Raw genomic sequence first — 16,605 nt, 5'->3', positions numbered from 1 at the left:
GCGCCGGGTCACTGACCCGGTGCCCGATCCAATTAGCTTGCGACGATGTTGACCAGTTTGCCGGGCACGACGATCACTTTCCGGATCGTCAGGCCATCGACGAAGCGCAGCACGTTTTCATTGGTTCGTGCGGCAGCTTCGACTTCTTCGCGCGTAGCGGTGGCCGGCATGTCGATCTGGCCGCGCAGCTTGCCGTTGACCTGGATGACCAGGGTCAGGCTGTCCTGCACCAGCGCGCTTTCGTCCACCACCGGCCAGCCGGCGTCGATCACCGGGGCAGGGTGGCCCAGTTGGTTCCACAGCTCGTGGCTGATGTGCGGCGTGATCGGGGCAAGCAACAGCGTCACGGCCTCCAGACCTTCGTGCATCAGTGCGCGATCCTGTTCGGTCACCTGCGCGGCTTTTTCCAGCACATTCATCAGCGTCATCACCTGGGCGATGGCGGTGTTGAACTTGTGGTTCTGGCCGACGTCATGGCTGGCCTGCTTGATGGCCAGGTGGATCGAACGGCGAATGGCTTTCTGTTCGTCGTTCAGGCTCGCGACGTCCAGTTTACCTGGCAGGCCCTGAACAACGTGAGCCTGGGCCAGGCGCCAGACGCGCTTGAGGAAACGGTGCGAACCTTCGACGCCGGAATCGGACCACTCCGCGCTCATGTCGGGTGGCGAGGCGAACATCATGAACAGGCGGCAGGTGTCTGCGCCGAACTGGTCGATCATCGACTGTGGGTCGACGCCGTTGTTCTTCGACTTGGCCATCTTCTCGGTGCCGCCGATTTCCACCGGCAGGCCGTCTGCGATCAGCTTGGCGCTGATGACCTTGGCCTTGCTGTCGCGCTCAAGTTCGACGTCGGCCGGGTTGAACCAGGTGTAGGCACCGTTGGCTTCGCGACGGTAGTAAGTCTCGGCGACCACCATGCCCTGGGTCAGCAGGTTCTTGAACGGCTCGTTGGAGCTCACCAGGCCTTCGTCACGCATCAGCTTGTGGAAGAAGCGCGCGTAGAGCAGGTGGAGAATGGCGTGTTCGATGCCGCCGATGTATTGATCCACCGGCAGCCAGTGGTCGGCGGCGGATTTTTCCACCAGGCCGCCTGTGTAGTGCGGCGAGGCGTAGCGGGCGTAGTACCACGAGGACTCGACGAAGGTGTCCATGGTGTCGGTTTCACGCTTGGCCGGCGCGCCGCATTTCGGGCAACTGCACTCGTAGAACTCGGGCATGCGTGCCAGGGGCGAACCGGCGCCGTCGGGTACGACGTCTTCCGGCAGGACCACGGGCAGTTGATCTTCCGGTACCGGTACGTCACCGCAGGTACCGCAATGCACGATCGGGATCGGGCAGCCCCAGTAACGCTGGCGGCTGATGCCCCAATCGCGCAGGCGGAACTGGGTGCGGGAGGCGCCCAGGTTCTTCTTGATCAGGACCACTTCGATGGCGTCGAACGCGCCGGCGAAATCCAGGCCATCGAACTCGCCGGAGTTGATCAGTTCGCCGTGTTCGCCGTAGGCGTCCTGCCAAGGGGCCGGGGTCTGGTCACCAGCGCTGGTGCGAACCACGGTCTTGACCGGCAGGTTGTACTTGTGGGCGAACTCGAAATCGCGTTCGTCGTGGGCCGGTACCGCCATTACAGCGCCATCGCCGTAGTGCATCAGCACGTAGTTGGCGACCCACACCGGGAGCTTTTCACCGGTCAGCGGGTGCTCGACGAACAGGGCGGTCGGCAGGCCTTTCTTTTCCTGGGTGGCGACATCGGCTTCGGCGACGCTGCCGCCTTTGCATTCGGCAATGAATGCCTGCAGCGCGGGATCGCTCTGTGCCGCCAGGGTCGCCAGCGGGTGCTCGGCCGCTACGGCTACATAGGTGGCGCCCATCAGGGTGTCCGGACGGGTGGTGAAAACCTTCAGGGTGCCGGCTTCGCCAATGGAGGCGACGTCGTAGGGGAACTGCACTTCCATGCCCCGGGACTTGCCGATCCAGTTGCGTTGCATGGTCTTGACCTGCTCGGGCCAGCCGGTCAGCTCGTCGAGACTCTCCAGGAGCTCATCCGCGTAGGCGGTGATCTTGAAGTAGTACATCGGGATCTCGCGCTTTTCGATCAGCGCGCCGGAACGCCAGCCGCGACCATCGATCACTTGCTCGTTGGCCAGCACGGTCTGGTCCACCGGGTCCCAGTTCACGGTGCCGTTCTTGCGATAGATCACGCCTTTTTCGAACAGGCGGGTGAACAGCCACTGCTCCCAACGGTAGTAGTCGGGCTTGCAGGTAGTGACTTCGCGGGACCAGTCCACCGCCAGGCCCAGGCTGCGCAGCTGGGACTTCATGTAGGCGATGTTTTCGTAGGTCCACTTGGCGGGCGCCACGTTGTTCTTCATCGCGGCGTTTTCCGCCGGCATGCCGAAGGCGTCCCAACCCATGGGTTGCAGGACGTTTTTGCCTTGCATGCGCTGGTAGCGGGAAATCACGTCGCCAATGGTGTAGTTGCGCACGTGCCCCATGTGCAGCTTGCCGCTGGGGTAAGGGAACATCGACAGGCAGTAGTAGGTTTCCTTGCCTGGCTGTTCACTGACTTCAAAGGACTTTTGCTCGTCCCAGAACGACTGGGCGGCGGCTTCGATTTCACGGGGCTGATAGTGTTCGTGCATGGCTACTTTTGTACTGAATGGGGTGGCCCAATCCTCTTCGTTGCCATGCTGGACGCAGACGGCGCCAGGTGCGGCGCTTTCGATGCCCAGCGGAGCTGGAAGTGGAGTTACAGGAAGCGCCGTAGCATACATGACCGCACTCTGCGGAGGGAAACCCTGATTGCGTGTCGGGCAGTGTCGACAGCCGGCGCTGTCGGGCGTTCAGGGCCGTTGGTCGCGGCGTCCTGTCGGTTTGCCCAGCGAAGCTAAGCTTCTCAATGGGGAGTGAGTCTTATCTTCAATGAGGTGAGGGATGGTTGAATCACAACGAGAAGTCGCTACACCGGAGTTGTATGAAAAACTGATCGATCGTCTCGGGGTGGCCCTGGACGCTGCAAGAACCGCCGGACGCTTGCGTAATGAACGTCCGGCAGAGCTGGAACTGCGTGGCTTGAGCCCCGCAGAGTTCGAACTGGTCAAGGCTTATCTCGAACAGGTCGGACATCAGGCCCGCACAAGCGGGGCTCAGGTACTCCAGCGTCTTGATGCGCCCCGTTCGGCCAAGGTTGTCTGGCTCAAGGATCGGACGCCCGACAAGGATGCTGTAAAAGTCCGGTCGCTGCAGTTCAAGTAAAGCCGGATTCACGCGTTGCGCTTTTTTGGTCCAAGCTTTTGATTCAGGCTTCTTTCGAATCAGTTGTCGCTTTGCGTCAATCCACCTAGGCTTCGGGCATCTATGGAGATGCCCGATGCCATTTCGCTATTTCATCAAACAACTGTTACTGCCGCCCGGCATTCTTTTGCTGCTGCTGGCGCTTGCCTGGTGGTGGCGCAACTCCCGGCCGCGCCTGGCTCGCGTGTGTTTTATCGCAGGACTGGGCGGTTTCTGGCTGTTGAGCCTGCCTGTAGTGGTGCAATGGAGTGCCAAGGCGCTGGAGCGAGAGCCGCCGCTGTCTCGCAGTGAGTGGGCGACCCTGGCCGAGCGTGCCGATGCCATCGTGGTGCTGGGCTCGGGCCGCGAGCGTGGTGACCTTGCCTGGGGAGCCGACCAGCCCACCGGGGTCGGGCTGGAGCGCCAGCGTTATGCGGCGCGGCTGGCCAAGGCGTCTGGTTTACCCGTGCTGACCTCCGGCGGCTTGCACTACGGCACGCCGCCCAGCGAGGCAAAGCTGATGGCCGATTCGATGTTGGATGATTTTGGCGTCACCGTGCGCTGGCAAGAGGGGCTCAGCCGCACCACCTGGGAAAACGCGCAGATGAGCGCCGGGATCCTCCACCCGGAAGGGATTCGTCGTGTCGTGTTGGTGACCCAGGCCTGGCATATGCCGCGAGCTGTCTGGAGCTTCCAGCGAGCCGGGTTCGAAGTGGTCGCTGCACCGGTGGGCTTCCTGGGGCAGGACAATGCCCGGCCGCTGGGCGGCTGGATGCCGGAGTTCAAGTCGATCTGGCAGTCGGGGCAGTTGATGAATGAGGCGGTGGGGTTGGTGGGGTATTGGTTGTTTTACCGCTGAGGTGTTAGCGGATCGTTCCCACGCTCCTGCGTGGGAATGCCTCAAGGGACGCTCTGCGTTCCAAATCGGGCTGGCGTCGGCCGCCAATGTGACGCGGAGCGTCACGGGCTGCATTCCCACGCGGAGCGTGGGAACGATCAAAAAACCTTAAACGGTCTTGGCGATCCGGCTGGTCACCAGCGCCCAACCCAGCAGCAGCACGCACAGGATGATCAGCGGCCACGAGCGCCATTGCAGGTACGGCGTCAATTCATGCATCGGCACCACTTCGCCGTACAGGATGCCGCGTTCGAATTGCGGGATCCGGGCGGTGATCTGGCCGAAGGGGTTGATCAGGCCGGTCACGCCGTTGTTGGTGGCGCGAATCATCCAGCGACCGGCTTCCAGGGCGCGCATCTGGGCCATCTGCAGGTGCTGCAACGGGCCGATCGAGGTGCCGAACCAGGTGTCGTTGCTGATGGTCAGCAGCAGGTCGCTGCGGGCCGAAAGGCCGGCGGCAAACTCCGGGTACACCACTTCATAGCAGATGAACGGTGCGATCTGGTAACCCTTGGCTTGCAGCAACGGCTGGTCGGCCGGCCCCCGGGCGAAGTCCGACATGGGCAGGTCGAAGAAGGCGATCAAGCCGCGCAGCAGGTCCTGCAGAGGGACGTACTCGCCGAACGGAACCAGTTTCTGCTTCAGGTAAGTACCGTCACCTTCTCCGGTCACGGTAATGCCGTTGAAGTAGCGTTTCTCATGACGTACAAGCTGGCGAATCGGCACCCCGGTAATCAACGCCGAATGCCGCTCGGCAGCGAAACTGCCCATCATGTCCAGATAGCCCTGGGCAGACTCCTTGAGCACCGGGACCGCGGTTTCCGGCCAGATCAGCAGATCGACGCGCTTGGAGGTAAAGCTCATGTCGCGGTACAGCGCCAGTTGGGCGTTGAGCTGTTCCGGGTCCCACTTCATGCTTTGCTCGATGTTGCCCTGAATGGCGGCAACGCTGAGCGGATCGCCCGAGGGGCTGGTCCAGGCATGACCCTTGAGCGCCACGCCGGCGGCCCAAGGGCCGATCAGCAGGACCACGCCCGCCGCGATAAAGCCTTTGCGTCCGGCGCGGATCAGGCGGGGGGTGTTGTACAGCAGCGCGGCGGTCAGGGCCAGGGTGAAGGAAATCAGCCACATCCCACCCACCGGCGCGAGACCGGCCAAGGGGCCATCGAGCTGGCTATAACCGGAATAGAGCCATGGGAAACCGGTGAGGAACCAGCCGCGAAACGCTTCCTGTCCCAACCACAGCGCGGCGAATGCCAGGGCATCGGCCAACGGGGCTTCATTGCGCCGCAGCCAGCGCGCCCAAAGCCAGGCGGGCAGGGCAAAAAACCAGGCGATGGCGGTCACGAACAGCAGCATCAGCAGCCCGGCGAGCAGCACCGAGGCGCCGCCGAAGTTATGGATGCTGACGTAGATCCAGCTGGTGCCCGCGCCAAACAGGCCAAAACCGAAGCACCAGCCCCGGCCCAGGGCCTGGCGCGGCGAGAGTTCGCGCAGCCCGGCATAGAACAGCCCGACCGCCAGCAATGCCAGCGGCCAGATGTCGAACGGTGCCAGGGCCAGGGTGGTGATCGCACCGGCCGCCACGGCCAGCAGGTTACCGGGCCAGCCGGGGCGGGTTATCCAGCGCATGTGTGTCCTTAGCGGGTCTCGCAGGGGTTATCGGCCAATGGGTGACAGGCGCAGCAGGTGGATCCGGCGACTGTCGGCATTCAGGATGCGGAAGCGCCAGGATCCGATTTCCGTGGTTTCGTTGCGCTTGGGCAGGTGCCCGAAAGCGCTCATCACCAGGCCGCCGACGGTGTCGAATTCGTCGTCGGAGAATTGGCTGTCAAAGAATTCGTTGAAGTTCTCGATCGGCGTCAGGGCCTTGATCAGGAAGTCGCCGCTGGGCAGTGGCTTGATGTAGCTGTCTTCTTCGACATCGTGCTCGTCCTCGATGTCGCCGACGATCTGCTCGAGCACATCCTCGATGGTGACCAACCCGGCCACGCCGCCGTATTCGTCGATGACGATGGCCATATGGTTGTGGTTGGCGCGGAACTCACGCAGCAGCACGTTCAGGCGCTTGGACTCGGGCACGAAAGTGGCCGGGCGCAGCAAGTCCTTGATATTGAAGCTGTCGCCGTTCTCCTGGAGGATCAGGGGCAGCAGATCCTTGGCCAGCAGCACACCCATGACGTCGTCATGGCTTTCACCGATCACCGGGTAGCGCGAGTGGGCGGAATCGACCACGGCGGGCAGGAACTCGCGGGGTGTCTGGGTCGCCTTGATGCTGACCATCTGCGAGCGCGGCACCATGATGTCCCGTACTTGCAGGTCAGCGACCTGGATGGCGCCTTCGACGATGGCCAGCGCTTCGCTGTCCAGGAGTTTGTTCTGGTGTGCATCGCGCAGCAGCTCCAGCAGCTCCTGGCGGTTTTTCGGCTCATGGGCAAAAGCCTGGGTGAGCTTGCCCAGCCATGACTTTTGCCCGTTGCTCGATCGATCTTCGCTCATAGCGATTACTCTGAATCCTTTGTCGTTACAGGTTGATGTATCAGTGCTCGTCGCCGGCGTAAGGGTCGGCATGACCCAGCTCTGCAAGCAACGTTCGTTCCAGTGCTTCCATTTCTTCGGCTTCGTCATCTTCCATATGGTCGTAACCAAGCAGATGCAAGCAGCCGTGAATGACCAGATGGGCCCAGTGGGCCTCGGAAGGTTTGCCTTGTTCAGTGGCCTCGCGCTCCACGACCGGGACGCAGATCACCAGGTCCCCCAACAGCGGGATATCGAGCAGTTCGTCGGGCACATCGGCGGGGAAGGACAGCACGTTGGTCGCGTAGTCTTTCTGCCGCCAGGTATAGTTCAGTTCGCGGCCTTCGGGTTCGTCCACCAGACGGATCGTCAGTTCCGAGTCGGCGCTGCGCTGGCGCAGGGCCAGCTCGCACCACTGGCGGAACTGGACTTCGCTGGGGACGGCGTGTGCGCTGGCCAATTGCAGGTCAAGTTCAAGCATCTTGGCGGCTGCCTCTGCTTTCATGCAGATCCTCGGCGCGCTGCTCGAAGCGCTCGTAGGCTTCGACGATGCGTTGCACCAATGGATGGCGCACCACGTCCTTGGGCAGAAAATGGGTGAAACTGATGCCCGGGACATCCTTGAGCACCTGGATCACATGGTTCAGCCCGGACTTGGTGCCGCGAGGCAGGTCGACCTGGGTGATGTCCCCGGTGATGACAGCGGTGGAGCCGAAGCCGATCCGGGTCAGGAACATTTTCATCTGTTCGACGGTGGTGTTCTGGCTTTCGTCGAGGATGATGAAGCTGTTGTTCAGGGTCCGGCCACGCATGTAGGCCAGAGGCGCGACTTCGATGACCTGGCGTTCGATCAGCTTGGCGACGTATTCGAAGCCGAGCATTTCATACAGCGCGTCATAGAGCGGGCGCAGGTACGGGTCGATTTTCTGGGTCAGGTCGCCGGGCAGGAATCCGAGTTTCTCCCCGGCTTCGACTGCTGGACGCACCAGCAGGATGCGTCGCACCTGTTCGCGCTCCAGGGCATCGACCGCGCAAGCCACGGCCAGGTAGGTCTTGCCCGTACCGGCCGGGCCGATACCGAAATTGATGTCGTTGCCCAGGATTTCCTTCACGTAGCGCTGCTGATTCAAGCCGCGAGGGCGAATCATGCCTTTCTTCGTGCGCAGGGCCACGGCAGGTTCAGCCGGGGCGTGGTTGTCGAGCTCTTCGACGGCCGACTCCTGCAGGAACAGATGGACAGTGTCCGGCGACAGCTCGCTTCCCTTGGTTTCCCGGTAGAGGCGGCGCAGCAGGTTTTCCGCGGAGGTGGTGTGCTTGGGTTCGCCGATCAGCTCGAACTGATTTCCGCGGTTGCGGATCTCGATGGCCAGGCGCTGTTCGATCAAGCGCAGATGCTCGTCGAATTGCCCGCACAGATTGGCGAAGCGGCGAGCCTCAAAGGGCTCGAGAATGAAACGATGGGGTTCGATGGGTGCGTTCAAGGTCGTTTTTAGCCGCCCAGGGGCAATTGAGATGAAATCAAGGATAACGCCAGTAGGCTGGGTGCGAAAGCTCTTAAACAGGCGAATCCGATCACAGGGTTGGCACAACCCATAGTGGGAGCAAGGCTTGCCCGCGATGAAAGCACCGCAACCTTGCTGAAGATCGCGCTGCCTTGATCGCGGGCAAGCCTTGCTCCCACAGGTCTTGCTTGCACAGGCAATAGTGTTTTTGAAAAGGTTACTGGATCAACGAGCCCCGCAGGGAGTGCGGTTGCGCGGAGTCGATATACACGTCGGCGAACTGGCCGATCAGGGCCGGGGTGTCGCAACGGAAGTTGACGATGCGATTGTTTTCGGTCCGGCCTTGCAGTTCGCCCGGGTCTTTCTTCGAATAATCGGTGACCAGAATCCGTTGGAGGGAGCCGACCATTTGTCGGCTGATCTCGAAACCCTGCTGGTTGAGGCGGTGCTGCAGGGCGTTGAGCCGCTCTTTTTTCAGTTCTTCGGGTGTGTCGTCCGCCAGGTCGGCCGCCGGGGTGCCGGGGCGCTGGCTGTAGACAAACGAGTAGGAGAAGTCGAACCCAACGTCCTCGATCAGCTTCATGGTCTGTTGGAAGTCTTTCTCGGTTTCACCGGGAAAGCCCACGATGAAGTCCGAACTGATGCAGATCCCCGGCACCGCTGCCCGCAATTTGCGCAGCTTGGATTTGTATTCCAGCGCCGTGTGGTTGCGCTTCATGGCCGCCAGGATCCGGTCGGAGCCCGACTGCACCGGCAGGTGCAGGTGCTTGACCAGTTCAGGGACCTCTGCATGGGCGCGGATCAGGCTATCGGAGAACTCCAGCGGATGGGAGGTGGTGTAGCGAATGCGGTCGATGCCATCCACTGCCGCCACCACGCGGATCAGTTCGGCGAGGTCCGCCAGCCGTCCGTCGTGGGTCAGGCCGCGATAGCCGTTGACGTTCTGCCCCAGCAGCGTCACTTCCCGTACACCGTTCTCCGCCAGGTGAATGATCTCGGCGATCACGTCGTCGAAGGGGCGGCTGACTTCTTCGCCCCGGGTATAGGGCACCACGCAGAACGTGCAGTACTTGCTGCAGCCTTCCATGACCGAGACATAGGCGCTCGGGCCGTCGATACGCGGCTCGGGCAGGTGGTCGAATTTCTCGATTTCCGGGAACGAAACGTCCACCTGCGGCAGCTTGGTGACACGGGCCGCGTCGATCATCTCAGGCAGGCGGTGCAGGGTCTGCGGACCAAAGACCACGTCCACGTACGGCGCACGGTCACGAATGGCGGCGCCTTCCTGGCTGGCCACGCAACCGCCCACGGCGATGACCATTTCCGGATTGGCCAGCTTCAGTTCGCGCCAGCGGCCGAGCTGGGAATAGACCCGGTCCTGGGCGCGTTCGCGGATCGAACAGGTGTTGAGCAGAATCACGTCCGCATCTTCGGCGCGTGCGGTGACTTCCAGGGCCTGGTGCTCGCCCAGCAGATCGACCATGCGCGAGCTGTCGTACTCGTTCATCTGGCAACCGTGGGTTTCGATGTAAAGCTTCTTGGCCATGGAGGGAGTCATCACGTGATTCAAAGAACCGCGCATTATAGGGAACAAGTCCCGCGGTTCCTACCGCTGTGCGAGCAGTGGCTATGCTATAGTCTGCGCCCTCATTTTTACCTGCCGATGTGTTTCGCCCGCCATGACCAAACGTGAAGCTCCAATCTACAAGGTGATTTTCCTCAACCAGGGCCAGGTGTTCGAAATGTACGCCAAGCAGATCTATCAAAGTGATCTGTGGGGCTTTCTGGAGGTGGAAGAGTTCGTCTTTGGCGAGCGCACGCAAGTGGTCGTCGACCCGAGCGAAGAAAAGCTCAAGGCCCAGTTCGAAGGCGTGGTGCGCAGTTTCGTGCCGATGCATTCGATCGTGCGCATCGACGAAGTCGAGCGCTTGGGCACTCCGAAAATCAGCGAAGCCCGGGGCACGGTCGGCAATGTGATGCCGTTTCCGATGCCGATGCCTGAGAAGTAAGGTTCAAGTCCGAGTCGCTGCTAATCGCGAGCAGGCTCGCTCCCACACGGGATAACAGGTGTTCACAAATCTTGTGCTCACAGAGTGCCAATGTGGGAGCGAGCCTGCTCGCGATGAGGCCATCAAGGCCACAGCAAAATCAGGGTAACGGCGAGAAGGGCGTACGCCCATCGGCGTTCTGCAGTTCCATCAGGTATTTGCGGAAGATCTGTCCCAGCACCTGGGTCGCCACTTCCAGTTCGTCACGGGGCATCTGCTCGGCGACTTCGTCGGCGGTGTCCAGGGCATCTTCGGCGCCGTTGACCGCCGCCATCTTCAGCACGATGTACGCCTGGACGTTATTGGCAGGTACCCCTTCGCCATGGAAGAACATGCCACCGAGCTTGAATTGCGCCTGGGCATGGCCTTGCAGTGAGGCTTTTTCGAAATAATCGAGGGCTTGCTTGAGGTCGCGCGGCGCAGCCTTGCCTTCGTAGTAGAACTCGCCCAACTCGTATTGTGCTTGCGCATCGCCGGCGTCCGCCGCTTTTCGACAGGCGTCGAGTGCCTGTGCGAGATCTTGTGGCTGGGTATTGAGCGTGCAACGGCCCACCGCCGGGATCAACAACGAGTTGCCGCCTGCTTGTGCATTCGCGAGCAGCGGCTGAAGGAGCAACAGGCAGCCCAGGGCAAGGGTGCGGCCGGTGCGGTTCATGGGAATCGACTTACCTCTGAGGGGCGCGCGGACCCTTCGGGGGATCCAATAAGCGCGCATTATGAAATAAGCAGGGCCATCCTTACAAAGTCTTTACTCGTTTTTCTGCTGCCAGAACGTGTAGATGGCCGCTTTATCGATTAATACGTAGGAAAAGAGGCGAAGCTTGTCGGTAATCACTGACGCCGGTGTCAGCCAGCGTCAGTTATCCGCAGGTTTATTTCATTGCGGCGAAGGCCCGTTCGGCGGCGTCGAGGGTGATCTTCAGCTCGGTCTCGCCATGGGCGATAGAGGTGAAGCCGGCTTCGAACGCGCTCGGCGCCAGGTAGACGCCGCCCTCGAGCATCAGGTGGAAGAAGCGCTTGAAGCGATCAGCATCGCTGGCCATCACGTCTTCGAACGTCACGATGTCGTCGGCGCCACTGAAATACAGGCCGAACATGCCGCCGGCCTGGGTGGTGACAAACGGGATGCCGGCCGCGTCGGCGCGAATCTGCAGGCCGTCGAGCAAGCGGGTGGTGAAGGCGGTCACCTCGGCGTGGAAGCCGGGCCGGCTGATCAGGCGCAGTGTGGTGAGGCCGGCGGCCATGGCCAACGGGTTGCCCGACAGCGTGCCGGCCTGGTAGACCGGGCCCAGGGGCGCGATGCATTCCATGATTGCGCGCTTGCCGCCGAAGCAGCCAACCGGCATGCCGCCGCCGATGATCTTGCCGAAGGTGCTCAGGTCCGGCGTCACGCCGTAATGGGCCTGGGCACCGCCGAGGGCGACCCGGAAACCGGTCATCACTTCGTCGAAGATCAAGACCACGCCGTGTTTGTCGCACAGGCTTCGCAAGCCTTCGAGGAAGCCCGGAGCCGGTGGTACGCAGTTCATGTTGCCGGCCACCGGCTCGACGATGATGCAAGCCACTTCCTGGCCGACGTCAGCGAGCATCTTTTCGACTTCTTCGAGGTCGTTGAACGGCAGGGTCAGGGTGTGTTTGGCAAACGCCGCCGGCACACCGGCGGAACTTGGTACGCCCTGGGTCAATGCGCCGGAACCGGCTTTGACCAGCAGACTGTCGGAGTGGCCGTGGTAGCAACCCTCGAACTTGATGATGCTGTCGCGGCCGGTGTAGCCCCGTGCCAGGCGAATCGCGCTCATGGTTGCCTCGGTGCCGGAGCTGACCATGCGCACCATTTCCATCGACGGCACGATGGCGCAGACCAGGTCGGCCATTTCGGTTTCCATGGCCGTCGGGGCGCCGTAGGACAGGCCGTGTTCCAGCTGCTTGCGCACGGCATCCAGCACGTCCGGGTGGCTGTGGCCCAGGATCATCGGCCCCCACGAACCCACGTAATCCACATAGCGTTTGTCGTCTTCGTCCGTTACATACGCGCCTTCGGCGTGTTTGAAGAACAGCGGGGTACCGCCGACGCTCTTGAACGCACGAACAGGGGAGTTCACGCCGCCGGGAATATGTTTTTGGGCGTTGGCAAACAGGGTTTCGGAACGGGACATGGTCGGTCTCTCGAAAACGGAAATTATTTGATCTTCAACAGATCGTTGAATGCGCGGGCGCGGCGCGTCACTTCATGAGTGCTGTCGGCACCGAACAGGCCGTGGACCACTGCCAGCAGATTGACGCCGTGGGCCACCAGCGGGGCGGCGTTGTCCAGGGTGATGCCGCCAATGGCGCACACGGGTACATGCAGTTTGAGGCGGGCCTGTTCGAGCAGTTCAAGGTCTGCGCTGGGCGCGCCAGGCTTGGTGTTGGAATTGAAGAAGCGGCCGAAGGCGACGTAGCTCGCACCTTCGGCAGCGGCCTGTACGGCCAGTTCCAGGCTGGCGTGGCAGGTGGACCCGATGATCGCCTTGTGCCCGAGCAGTGCCCGTACCGGCGCCAACGGCCCATCGGTCTGTCCCAGGTGCACGCCGACGCCCAGGCGCGCGGCCAATTCGGCGTCGTCGTTGATGATCAACTGGGTCTTGTAGCGCTCGCACAGGTCACGCAGGGCTTCGGCTTCGCGCAGGCGCCGGGCCTCATCGCTGCTTTTGTCGCGGTATTGCAGCAGGGTGACGCCGCCTTCCAGTGCCGCTTCTACATAGGCGAGGAATTTACCGGCCAGCAACTGGCTATCAGTGATGGCATAGAGGCCACGTAATTTCATTCCACAGCCCTCTGTATCTGGCAAAAATGTTATGAGCAGAAATCCAGCGGCAGACGACGTGGCACGAACTGGCCTTTGCCCAGTTGTTCAGCGTCGCGCAGGGTGCGCCAGGTGTAATCCAGGGCTGTGCGCACGGCGCTGGCGAGCTGTTCGCCCTGGGCCAGTCGACCGGTCAGGGCGCTGGCGAGTGTGCAGCCGGAACCATGGTAACTGCCGGGCAAGCGCTGGCAGGTAAACGTCTCGCGGCGACCGTCACGGCTGTACAGGCGATTATGGACTTCATGTTCGTCGCCATGCCCGCCGGTGATCAACAGGTGCTTGACGAAGGGCAGCAGTTTCTCGGCGCACTCATCGGCACTGCCCTCGGGCAGTTCGGCGAGGATGCGTGCTTCCGGCAGGTTCGGGGTGGCGATGATCGCCAGGGGCAGCAGCCGTTCGCGCATGGCATAGCCGACTTCATCCTTGCCCAGGCGTCCGCCACCGCCGGCGCGCAACACTGGGTCGCAGACCATGGGCAGGTGCGGGTGCGCCTGGAGCAGCTCGACCACGGTGTCGACCATCTCCAGGGAACCGAGCATGCCCAGCTTGACCGCGGCGACCTGCGAATCGTTGAGCACGGCATTGGCTTGCGCCAGTACCCACTCGCGATCCAGTACGCGGAAGTCGCTTACGTTCACCGTGTCTTGCACGGTCAGCGCGGTAACAGCCGGGGCGGCATGGCAGCCCTGGGCGAGCAGGGCTTCAATATCTGCCTGCAAGCCGGCGCCACCACTGGGGTCGTGGCCGGAGAGACAGAGGACAACGGGGCGAGAGCTGTAGATATTCATGGTGCGCGAGCTTACCACCAAACCCCTTCGGTCGGCTCCACCGATAAATTTCCCTGCCATTGGGTAAGCGATGTTCCGAAGCCGCGTGGCAACTTGACCAAAGCAACAGCTCTATCTCAATACTTTGCTCTCAAATGCCCGTTCTAGAGCCCTCTGCTGGAGAAATTTCAATGGTGCAAGTTGGCCATCAACGGCTATGCTAAGGATGGATCCAACTTAAATAACAGGTAATGCCGGTTTTACGTCTACTCAGGGAATGGGGGGCTTCCTGACTCAACCGGACAGGCCGCGCTGGGGCTTAAATGCGCTATTTGCTGATGTTGCTGCTGTGCTTGTCCCCCTTGGCAAGCGCCCTCGAATTCGACGAGTTCACCCAAAGCCTGCCCCTGGGCCAGGCGCTGCAAGTGTTCGAAGACGCAAACGGCACCGCCACCCTCGACGATGTGCTGGCCGAGGCCGCAGCCGGTCGCTTCAAGCCCCATGACAAGGAAACGCTGAATGCCGGTTATTCGCGGTCGGCGTTCTGGCTGAAAATCGACCTCCACTACCGCCCCCGCAATGTGAATGCCCAGCGCACCTGGTTGCTGGAGCTGGCTTATCCGCCCTTGGATCACCTTGATCTGTATCTGCCTGATGCCAGCGGTGCCTATCGCCTGGTTCGCCAGACCGGCGATGCGCTGCCGTTCGGCGCCCGGGAAATTCGTCAGAACAGCTATCTGTTCAGCCTGGATTTTGTTCCCGACCAGCGCCAGGCCGTCTATCTGCGCCTGCAGAGCCAGGGATCTATCCAGGCGCCGCTGACGTTATGGTCCAGCACCGCTTATCTTGAACAGCAGCCGGTGCGCTTGTATGTGCTGGGGATCATCTATGGCGTGCTGCTGGGCATGTTGGTGTACAACCTGTTCATCTACCTGAGTGTACGCGACACCAGTTACCTCTATTACATCGTCTATATCGCCTCGTTCGGCCTTTACCAGTTGTCGGTCAACGGTGCCGCAGCCGAGTATTTCTGGCCGGACAATCCTTGGTGGACCAACGCCGCGACCCCGTTCTTCATCGGCTGCGCGGGCCTGTTCGGTAGCCAGTTTGCCCGCAGCTTCCTGCAAACCGCCCCACACAGCCGCTGGCTCGATCGCCTGCTGTTGGCGCTGATCGTCTTCAGCGCGGTGGTGGTGAGCCTGTCGCTGATGGCCAGTTACGCCTTGGCCCTGCGTCTGGCGACGGCGTTGGCCCTGGTGTTCACGGTGGTGATTTTTGCCGCCGGCCTGTTCGCCTGGTGGCGTGGGCTGCGGGTGGCGCGCTACTTCATCATTGCCTGGTCGGCGTTTTTGCTCGGAGGCATCGTCAATACCTTGATGGTGCTTGGTTATTTGCCGAACGTGTTCCTGACCATGTACGCCAGCCAGATCGGCTCGGCCATTGAAGTGGCGTTGCTGTCCCTGGCCCTGGCCGACCGTATCAATGCCATGCGCGAGCAACAGGCCCAGACCCTGCTGGATGCCGGGCAGAAGCTGGAAGTGCTCAACCAGCAACTGGCTCACGGTAACAAGCTCAAGGATGAATTCCTCGCGACCCTGACCCATGAACTGCGTACGCCCATGAATGGCGTGATCGGCTCGCTGGAGTTGATGGAAACCGTCGAGATGGACGAGGAACTGACCCAATACCAACAGACCGCCGCCGGTTCGGCGCGGGACATGATGCGCATGGTCAACGGTATGCTGACCCTCACGGAGTTGCAGGCCGGCAAGCTCAAGGTCAATCCGGCTTCGTTCAGCCTGCGCGGGGTGATCGATGTCTTGCAAGTGCAGTTCGCGGCCATTGCGCAGGCCAAGGGCCTGGATTTCAAGGTCGATGTGGCGCCGGGCCTGGCGGATCGATTGCTCGGTGACAGCTGCAAACTGGCCCAGTGCCTGGAATGCTTGCTGGACAACGCCGTCAAGTTCACCCGGGTGGGCGGCCTGGCGCTGCGAGTCAGCGGCAAGCCGATGGAACATGACCGGTGGGGGTTGTCCTTCGCCGTGATCGATACGGGGATCGGTTTCACCGATCTGGGCGAGGCAACCTTGTACCAGCGCTTCTTCCAGCTCGACGGTTCCATGACCCGTGAGTACGGCGGCCTGGGCGTGGGTCTGGCGATCTGTCGACAACTGGTGGGATTGATGGGCGGACGCTTGACCCATACCTCCGAGCCCGGGCGCGGCAGCCGTTTCCAACTGGATATCGAGTTTGAAATGGCCTTGCCGACGGCGGCCCCTACGCCGTTCTCATTTAGCAGCAGGCATGGTACCCGTCAGCCCCAGGACTGCACGGTGCTGCTGGCCGATGACGACAGCATCGATCAACTGGTCATGCGCGGCATGTTGCTCAAGTTGGGCTACCGGGTACGCACCGCCGACAGTGGGCAGGGGGCGCTGCAGATGTTGCGGGACGGCAGTTTCGATGCCGTGGTGCTCGATTGCCAGTCGTCGCCGCTGGACGGCGTATCGGTCTGCTGTCAGATCCGTACCCTGGCTGGCTGTGAAGATTTGCCGGTGCTGGTGGTCGGTCCGAACCTGAGCCCGAATGGTTGCCCGGCGGGTGCGTTGGTCGATTACTTGGGCAAACCGGTGAAATTCGAGGCTCTGCAAGGAATTTTGCAGCGTCGTGTGCTGTGTCCGAGGCAGGGCGAAAGCGCCGACATTTAGGCGGGTATGACACTTTGTTCCGCCTGGAGGCGGTGCTTAACTGGTTCTGC

14 protein-coding genes are annotated in these 16,605 nt (G+C 61.7%); 4 read left to right on the top strand and 10 right to left on the bottom strand.

What is annotated here, in order from left to right; translation table 11 throughout:
* Positions 1-32 precede the first annotated feature (32 nt).
* Positions 33-2,639: a leucine--tRNA ligase gene (leuS, locus tag QZH45_RS26380; RefSeq protein WP_024780841.1), complete on the bottom strand. Its 2,607-nt coding sequence runs from the start codon at positions 2,637-2,639 to the stop codon at positions 33-35.
* Positions 2,640-2,931: 292 nt separating this feature from the next.
* Here leuS and QZH45_RS26375 point away from each other — a divergent pair, with 292 nt between their 5' ends.
* Together QZH45_RS26375 and QZH45_RS26370 are read left to right on the top strand one after the other, a co-directional pair.
* Positions 2,932-3,252: a hypothetical protein gene (locus QZH45_RS26375; RefSeq protein ID WP_024780842.1), complete on the top strand. Its 321-nt coding sequence runs from the start codon at positions 2,932-2,934 to the stop codon at positions 3,250-3,252.
* 115 nt (positions 3,253-3,367) lie between these two features.
* The gene (locus tag QZH45_RS26370; protein WP_053191351.1) at positions 3,368-4,129 is read left to right on the top strand and encodes a YdcF family protein; all 762 of its coding nucleotides are present in this window, start codon (positions 3,368-3,370) and stop codon (positions 4,127-4,129) included.
* A 147-nt stretch (positions 4,130-4,276) separates the two neighbouring features.
* Here QZH45_RS26370 and lnt read toward each other — a convergent pair whose 3' ends face one another.
* From lnt to miaB, 5 genes are all read right to left on the bottom strand, one after another.
* Positions 4,277-5,800 carry an apolipoprotein N-acyltransferase gene (gene lnt / locus QZH45_RS26365; protein ID WP_055135878.1) on the bottom strand — a complete coding sequence of 508 codons (1,524 nt, stop codon included), beginning with the start codon at positions 5,798-5,800 and terminating at the stop codon, positions 4,277-4,279.
* Positions 5,801-5,827: 27 nt separating this feature from the next.
* Positions 5,828-6,667 carry an HlyC/CorC family transporter gene (locus QZH45_RS26360; protein ID WP_024780845.1) on the bottom strand — a complete coding sequence of 280 codons (840 nt, stop codon included), beginning with the start codon at positions 6,665-6,667 and terminating at the stop codon, positions 5,828-5,830.
* A gap of 40 nt (positions 6,668-6,707) precedes the next feature.
* Positions 6,708-7,166, bottom strand: coding sequence for an rRNA maturation RNase YbeY (gene ybeY, locus QZH45_RS26355; protein WP_055135881.1), 459 nt, complete (start codon positions 7,164-7,166; stop codon positions 6,708-6,710).
* Complete coding sequence (locus QZH45_RS26350) at positions 7,159-8,166, bottom strand: PhoH family protein (RefSeq protein ID WP_024780847.1); 1,008 nt, start codon at positions 8,164-8,166, stop codon at positions 7,159-7,161. The genes ybeY and QZH45_RS26350 overlap by 8 nt, the downstream gene beginning before the upstream one ends.
* Positions 8,167-8,404: 238 nt before the next feature.
* The gene (gene miaB, locus QZH45_RS26345) at positions 8,405-9,733 is read right to left on the bottom strand and encodes a tRNA (N6-isopentenyl adenosine(37)-C2)-methylthiotransferase MiaB (RefSeq protein WP_053191347.1); all 1,329 of its coding nucleotides are present in this window, start codon (positions 9,731-9,733) and stop codon (positions 8,405-8,407) included.
* A gap of 133 nt (positions 9,734-9,866) precedes the next feature.
* On the opposite strand from miaB, the gene QZH45_RS26340 reads away from it, so the two are divergent.
* Complete coding sequence (locus tag QZH45_RS26340) at positions 9,867-10,196, top strand: DUF1820 family protein (RefSeq protein WP_024780849.1); 330 nt, start codon at positions 9,867-9,869, stop codon at positions 10,194-10,196.
* 139 nt (positions 10,197-10,335) lie between these two features.
* On the opposite strand, the gene QZH45_RS26335 is transcribed toward QZH45_RS26340, so the two are convergent.
* From QZH45_RS26335 to QZH45_RS26320, 4 genes are all read right to left on the bottom strand, one after another.
* On the bottom strand, positions 10,336-10,890 hold the full coding sequence (locus QZH45_RS26335; protein WP_024780850.1) for a tetratricopeptide repeat protein: 555 nt from the start codon (positions 10,888-10,890) through the stop codon (positions 10,336-10,338).
* Positions 10,891-11,107: 217 nt separating this feature from the next.
* On the bottom strand, positions 11,108-12,391 hold the full coding sequence (gene hemL / locus QZH45_RS26330; protein ID WP_055135877.1) for a glutamate-1-semialdehyde 2,1-aminomutase: 1,284 nt from the start codon (positions 12,389-12,391) through the stop codon (positions 11,108-11,110).
* Positions 12,392-12,414: 23 nt separating this feature from the next.
* The gene (gene thiE / locus QZH45_RS26325) at positions 12,415-13,041 is read right to left on the bottom strand and encodes a thiamine phosphate synthase (RefSeq protein WP_055135876.1); all 627 of its coding nucleotides are present in this window, start codon (positions 13,039-13,041) and stop codon (positions 12,415-12,417) included.
* Between the two features lie 29 nt (positions 13,042-13,070).
* Positions 13,071-13,868, bottom strand: a complete 798-nt coding sequence (locus QZH45_RS26320; RefSeq protein ID WP_024780853.1) for a hydroxymethylpyrimidine/phosphomethylpyrimidine kinase — start codon at positions 13,866-13,868, stop codon at positions 13,071-13,073.
* Positions 13,869-14,170: 302 nt separating this feature from the next.
* Here QZH45_RS26320 and QZH45_RS26315 point away from each other — a divergent pair, with 302 nt between their 5' ends.
* Positions 14,171-16,555, top strand: coding sequence for a hybrid sensor histidine kinase/response regulator (locus QZH45_RS26315; protein WP_055135875.1), 2,385 nt, complete (start codon positions 14,171-14,173; stop codon positions 16,553-16,555).
* Positions 16,556-16,605 lie beyond the last annotated feature (50 nt).

Source organism: Pseudomonas corrugata (assembly GCF_050920615.1).
Lineage (GTDB): Bacteria > Pseudomonadota > Gammaproteobacteria > Pseudomonadales > Pseudomonadaceae > Aquipseudomonas > Aquipseudomonas corrugata.
This window is presented reverse-complemented; position numbering and strand designations above follow the sequence as displayed.

What these genes read in the sequence shown, in the direction of transcription:
- leuS (WP_024780841.1), bottom strand. Translation starts at nt 2,639, where the DNA reads ATGCACGAACACTATCAGCCCCGTGAAATCGAAGCCGCCGCCCAGTCG.
- QZH45_RS26375 (WP_024780842.1), top strand. Translation starts at nt 2,932, where the DNA reads ATGGTTGAATCACAACGAGAAGTCGCTACACCGGAGTTGTATGAAAAA.
- QZH45_RS26370 (WP_053191351.1), top strand. Translation starts at nt 3,368, where the DNA reads ATGCCATTTCGCTATTTCATCAAACAACTGTTACTGCCGCCCGGCATT.
- lnt (WP_055135878.1), bottom strand. Translation starts at nt 5,800, where the DNA reads ATGCGCTGGATAACCCGCCCCGGCTGGCCCGGTAACCTGCTGGCCGTG.
- QZH45_RS26360 (WP_024780845.1), bottom strand. Translation starts at nt 6,667, where the DNA reads ATGAGCGAAGATCGATCGAGCAACGGGCAAAAGTCATGGCTGGGCAAG.
- ybeY (WP_055135881.1), bottom strand. Translation starts at nt 7,166, where the DNA reads ATGCTTGAACTTGACCTGCAATTGGCCAGCGCACACGCCGTCCCCAGC.
- miaB (WP_053191347.1), bottom strand. Translation starts at nt 9,733, where the DNA reads ATGGCCAAGAAGCTTTACATCGAAACCCACGGTTGCCAGATGAACGAG.
- QZH45_RS26340 (WP_024780849.1), top strand. Translation starts at nt 9,867, where the DNA reads ATGACCAAACGTGAAGCTCCAATCTACAAGGTGATTTTCCTCAACCAG.
- QZH45_RS26335 (WP_024780850.1), bottom strand. Translation starts at nt 10,890, where the DNA reads ATGAACCGCACCGGCCGCACCCTTGCCCTGGGCTGCCTGTTGCTCCTT.
- hemL (WP_055135877.1), bottom strand. Translation starts at nt 12,391, where the DNA reads ATGTCCCGTTCCGAAACCCTGTTTGCCAACGCCCAAAAACATATTCCC.
- thiE (WP_055135876.1), bottom strand. Translation starts at nt 13,041, where the DNA reads ATGAAATTACGTGGCCTCTATGCCATCACTGATAGCCAGTTGCTGGCC.
- QZH45_RS26320 (WP_024780853.1), bottom strand. Translation starts at nt 13,868, where the DNA reads ATGAATATCTACAGCTCTCGCCCCGTTGTCCTCTGTCTCTCCGGCCAC.
- QZH45_RS26315 (WP_055135875.1), top strand. Translation starts at nt 14,171, where the DNA reads ATGCGCTATTTGCTGATGTTGCTGCTGTGCTTGTCCCCCTTGGCAAGC.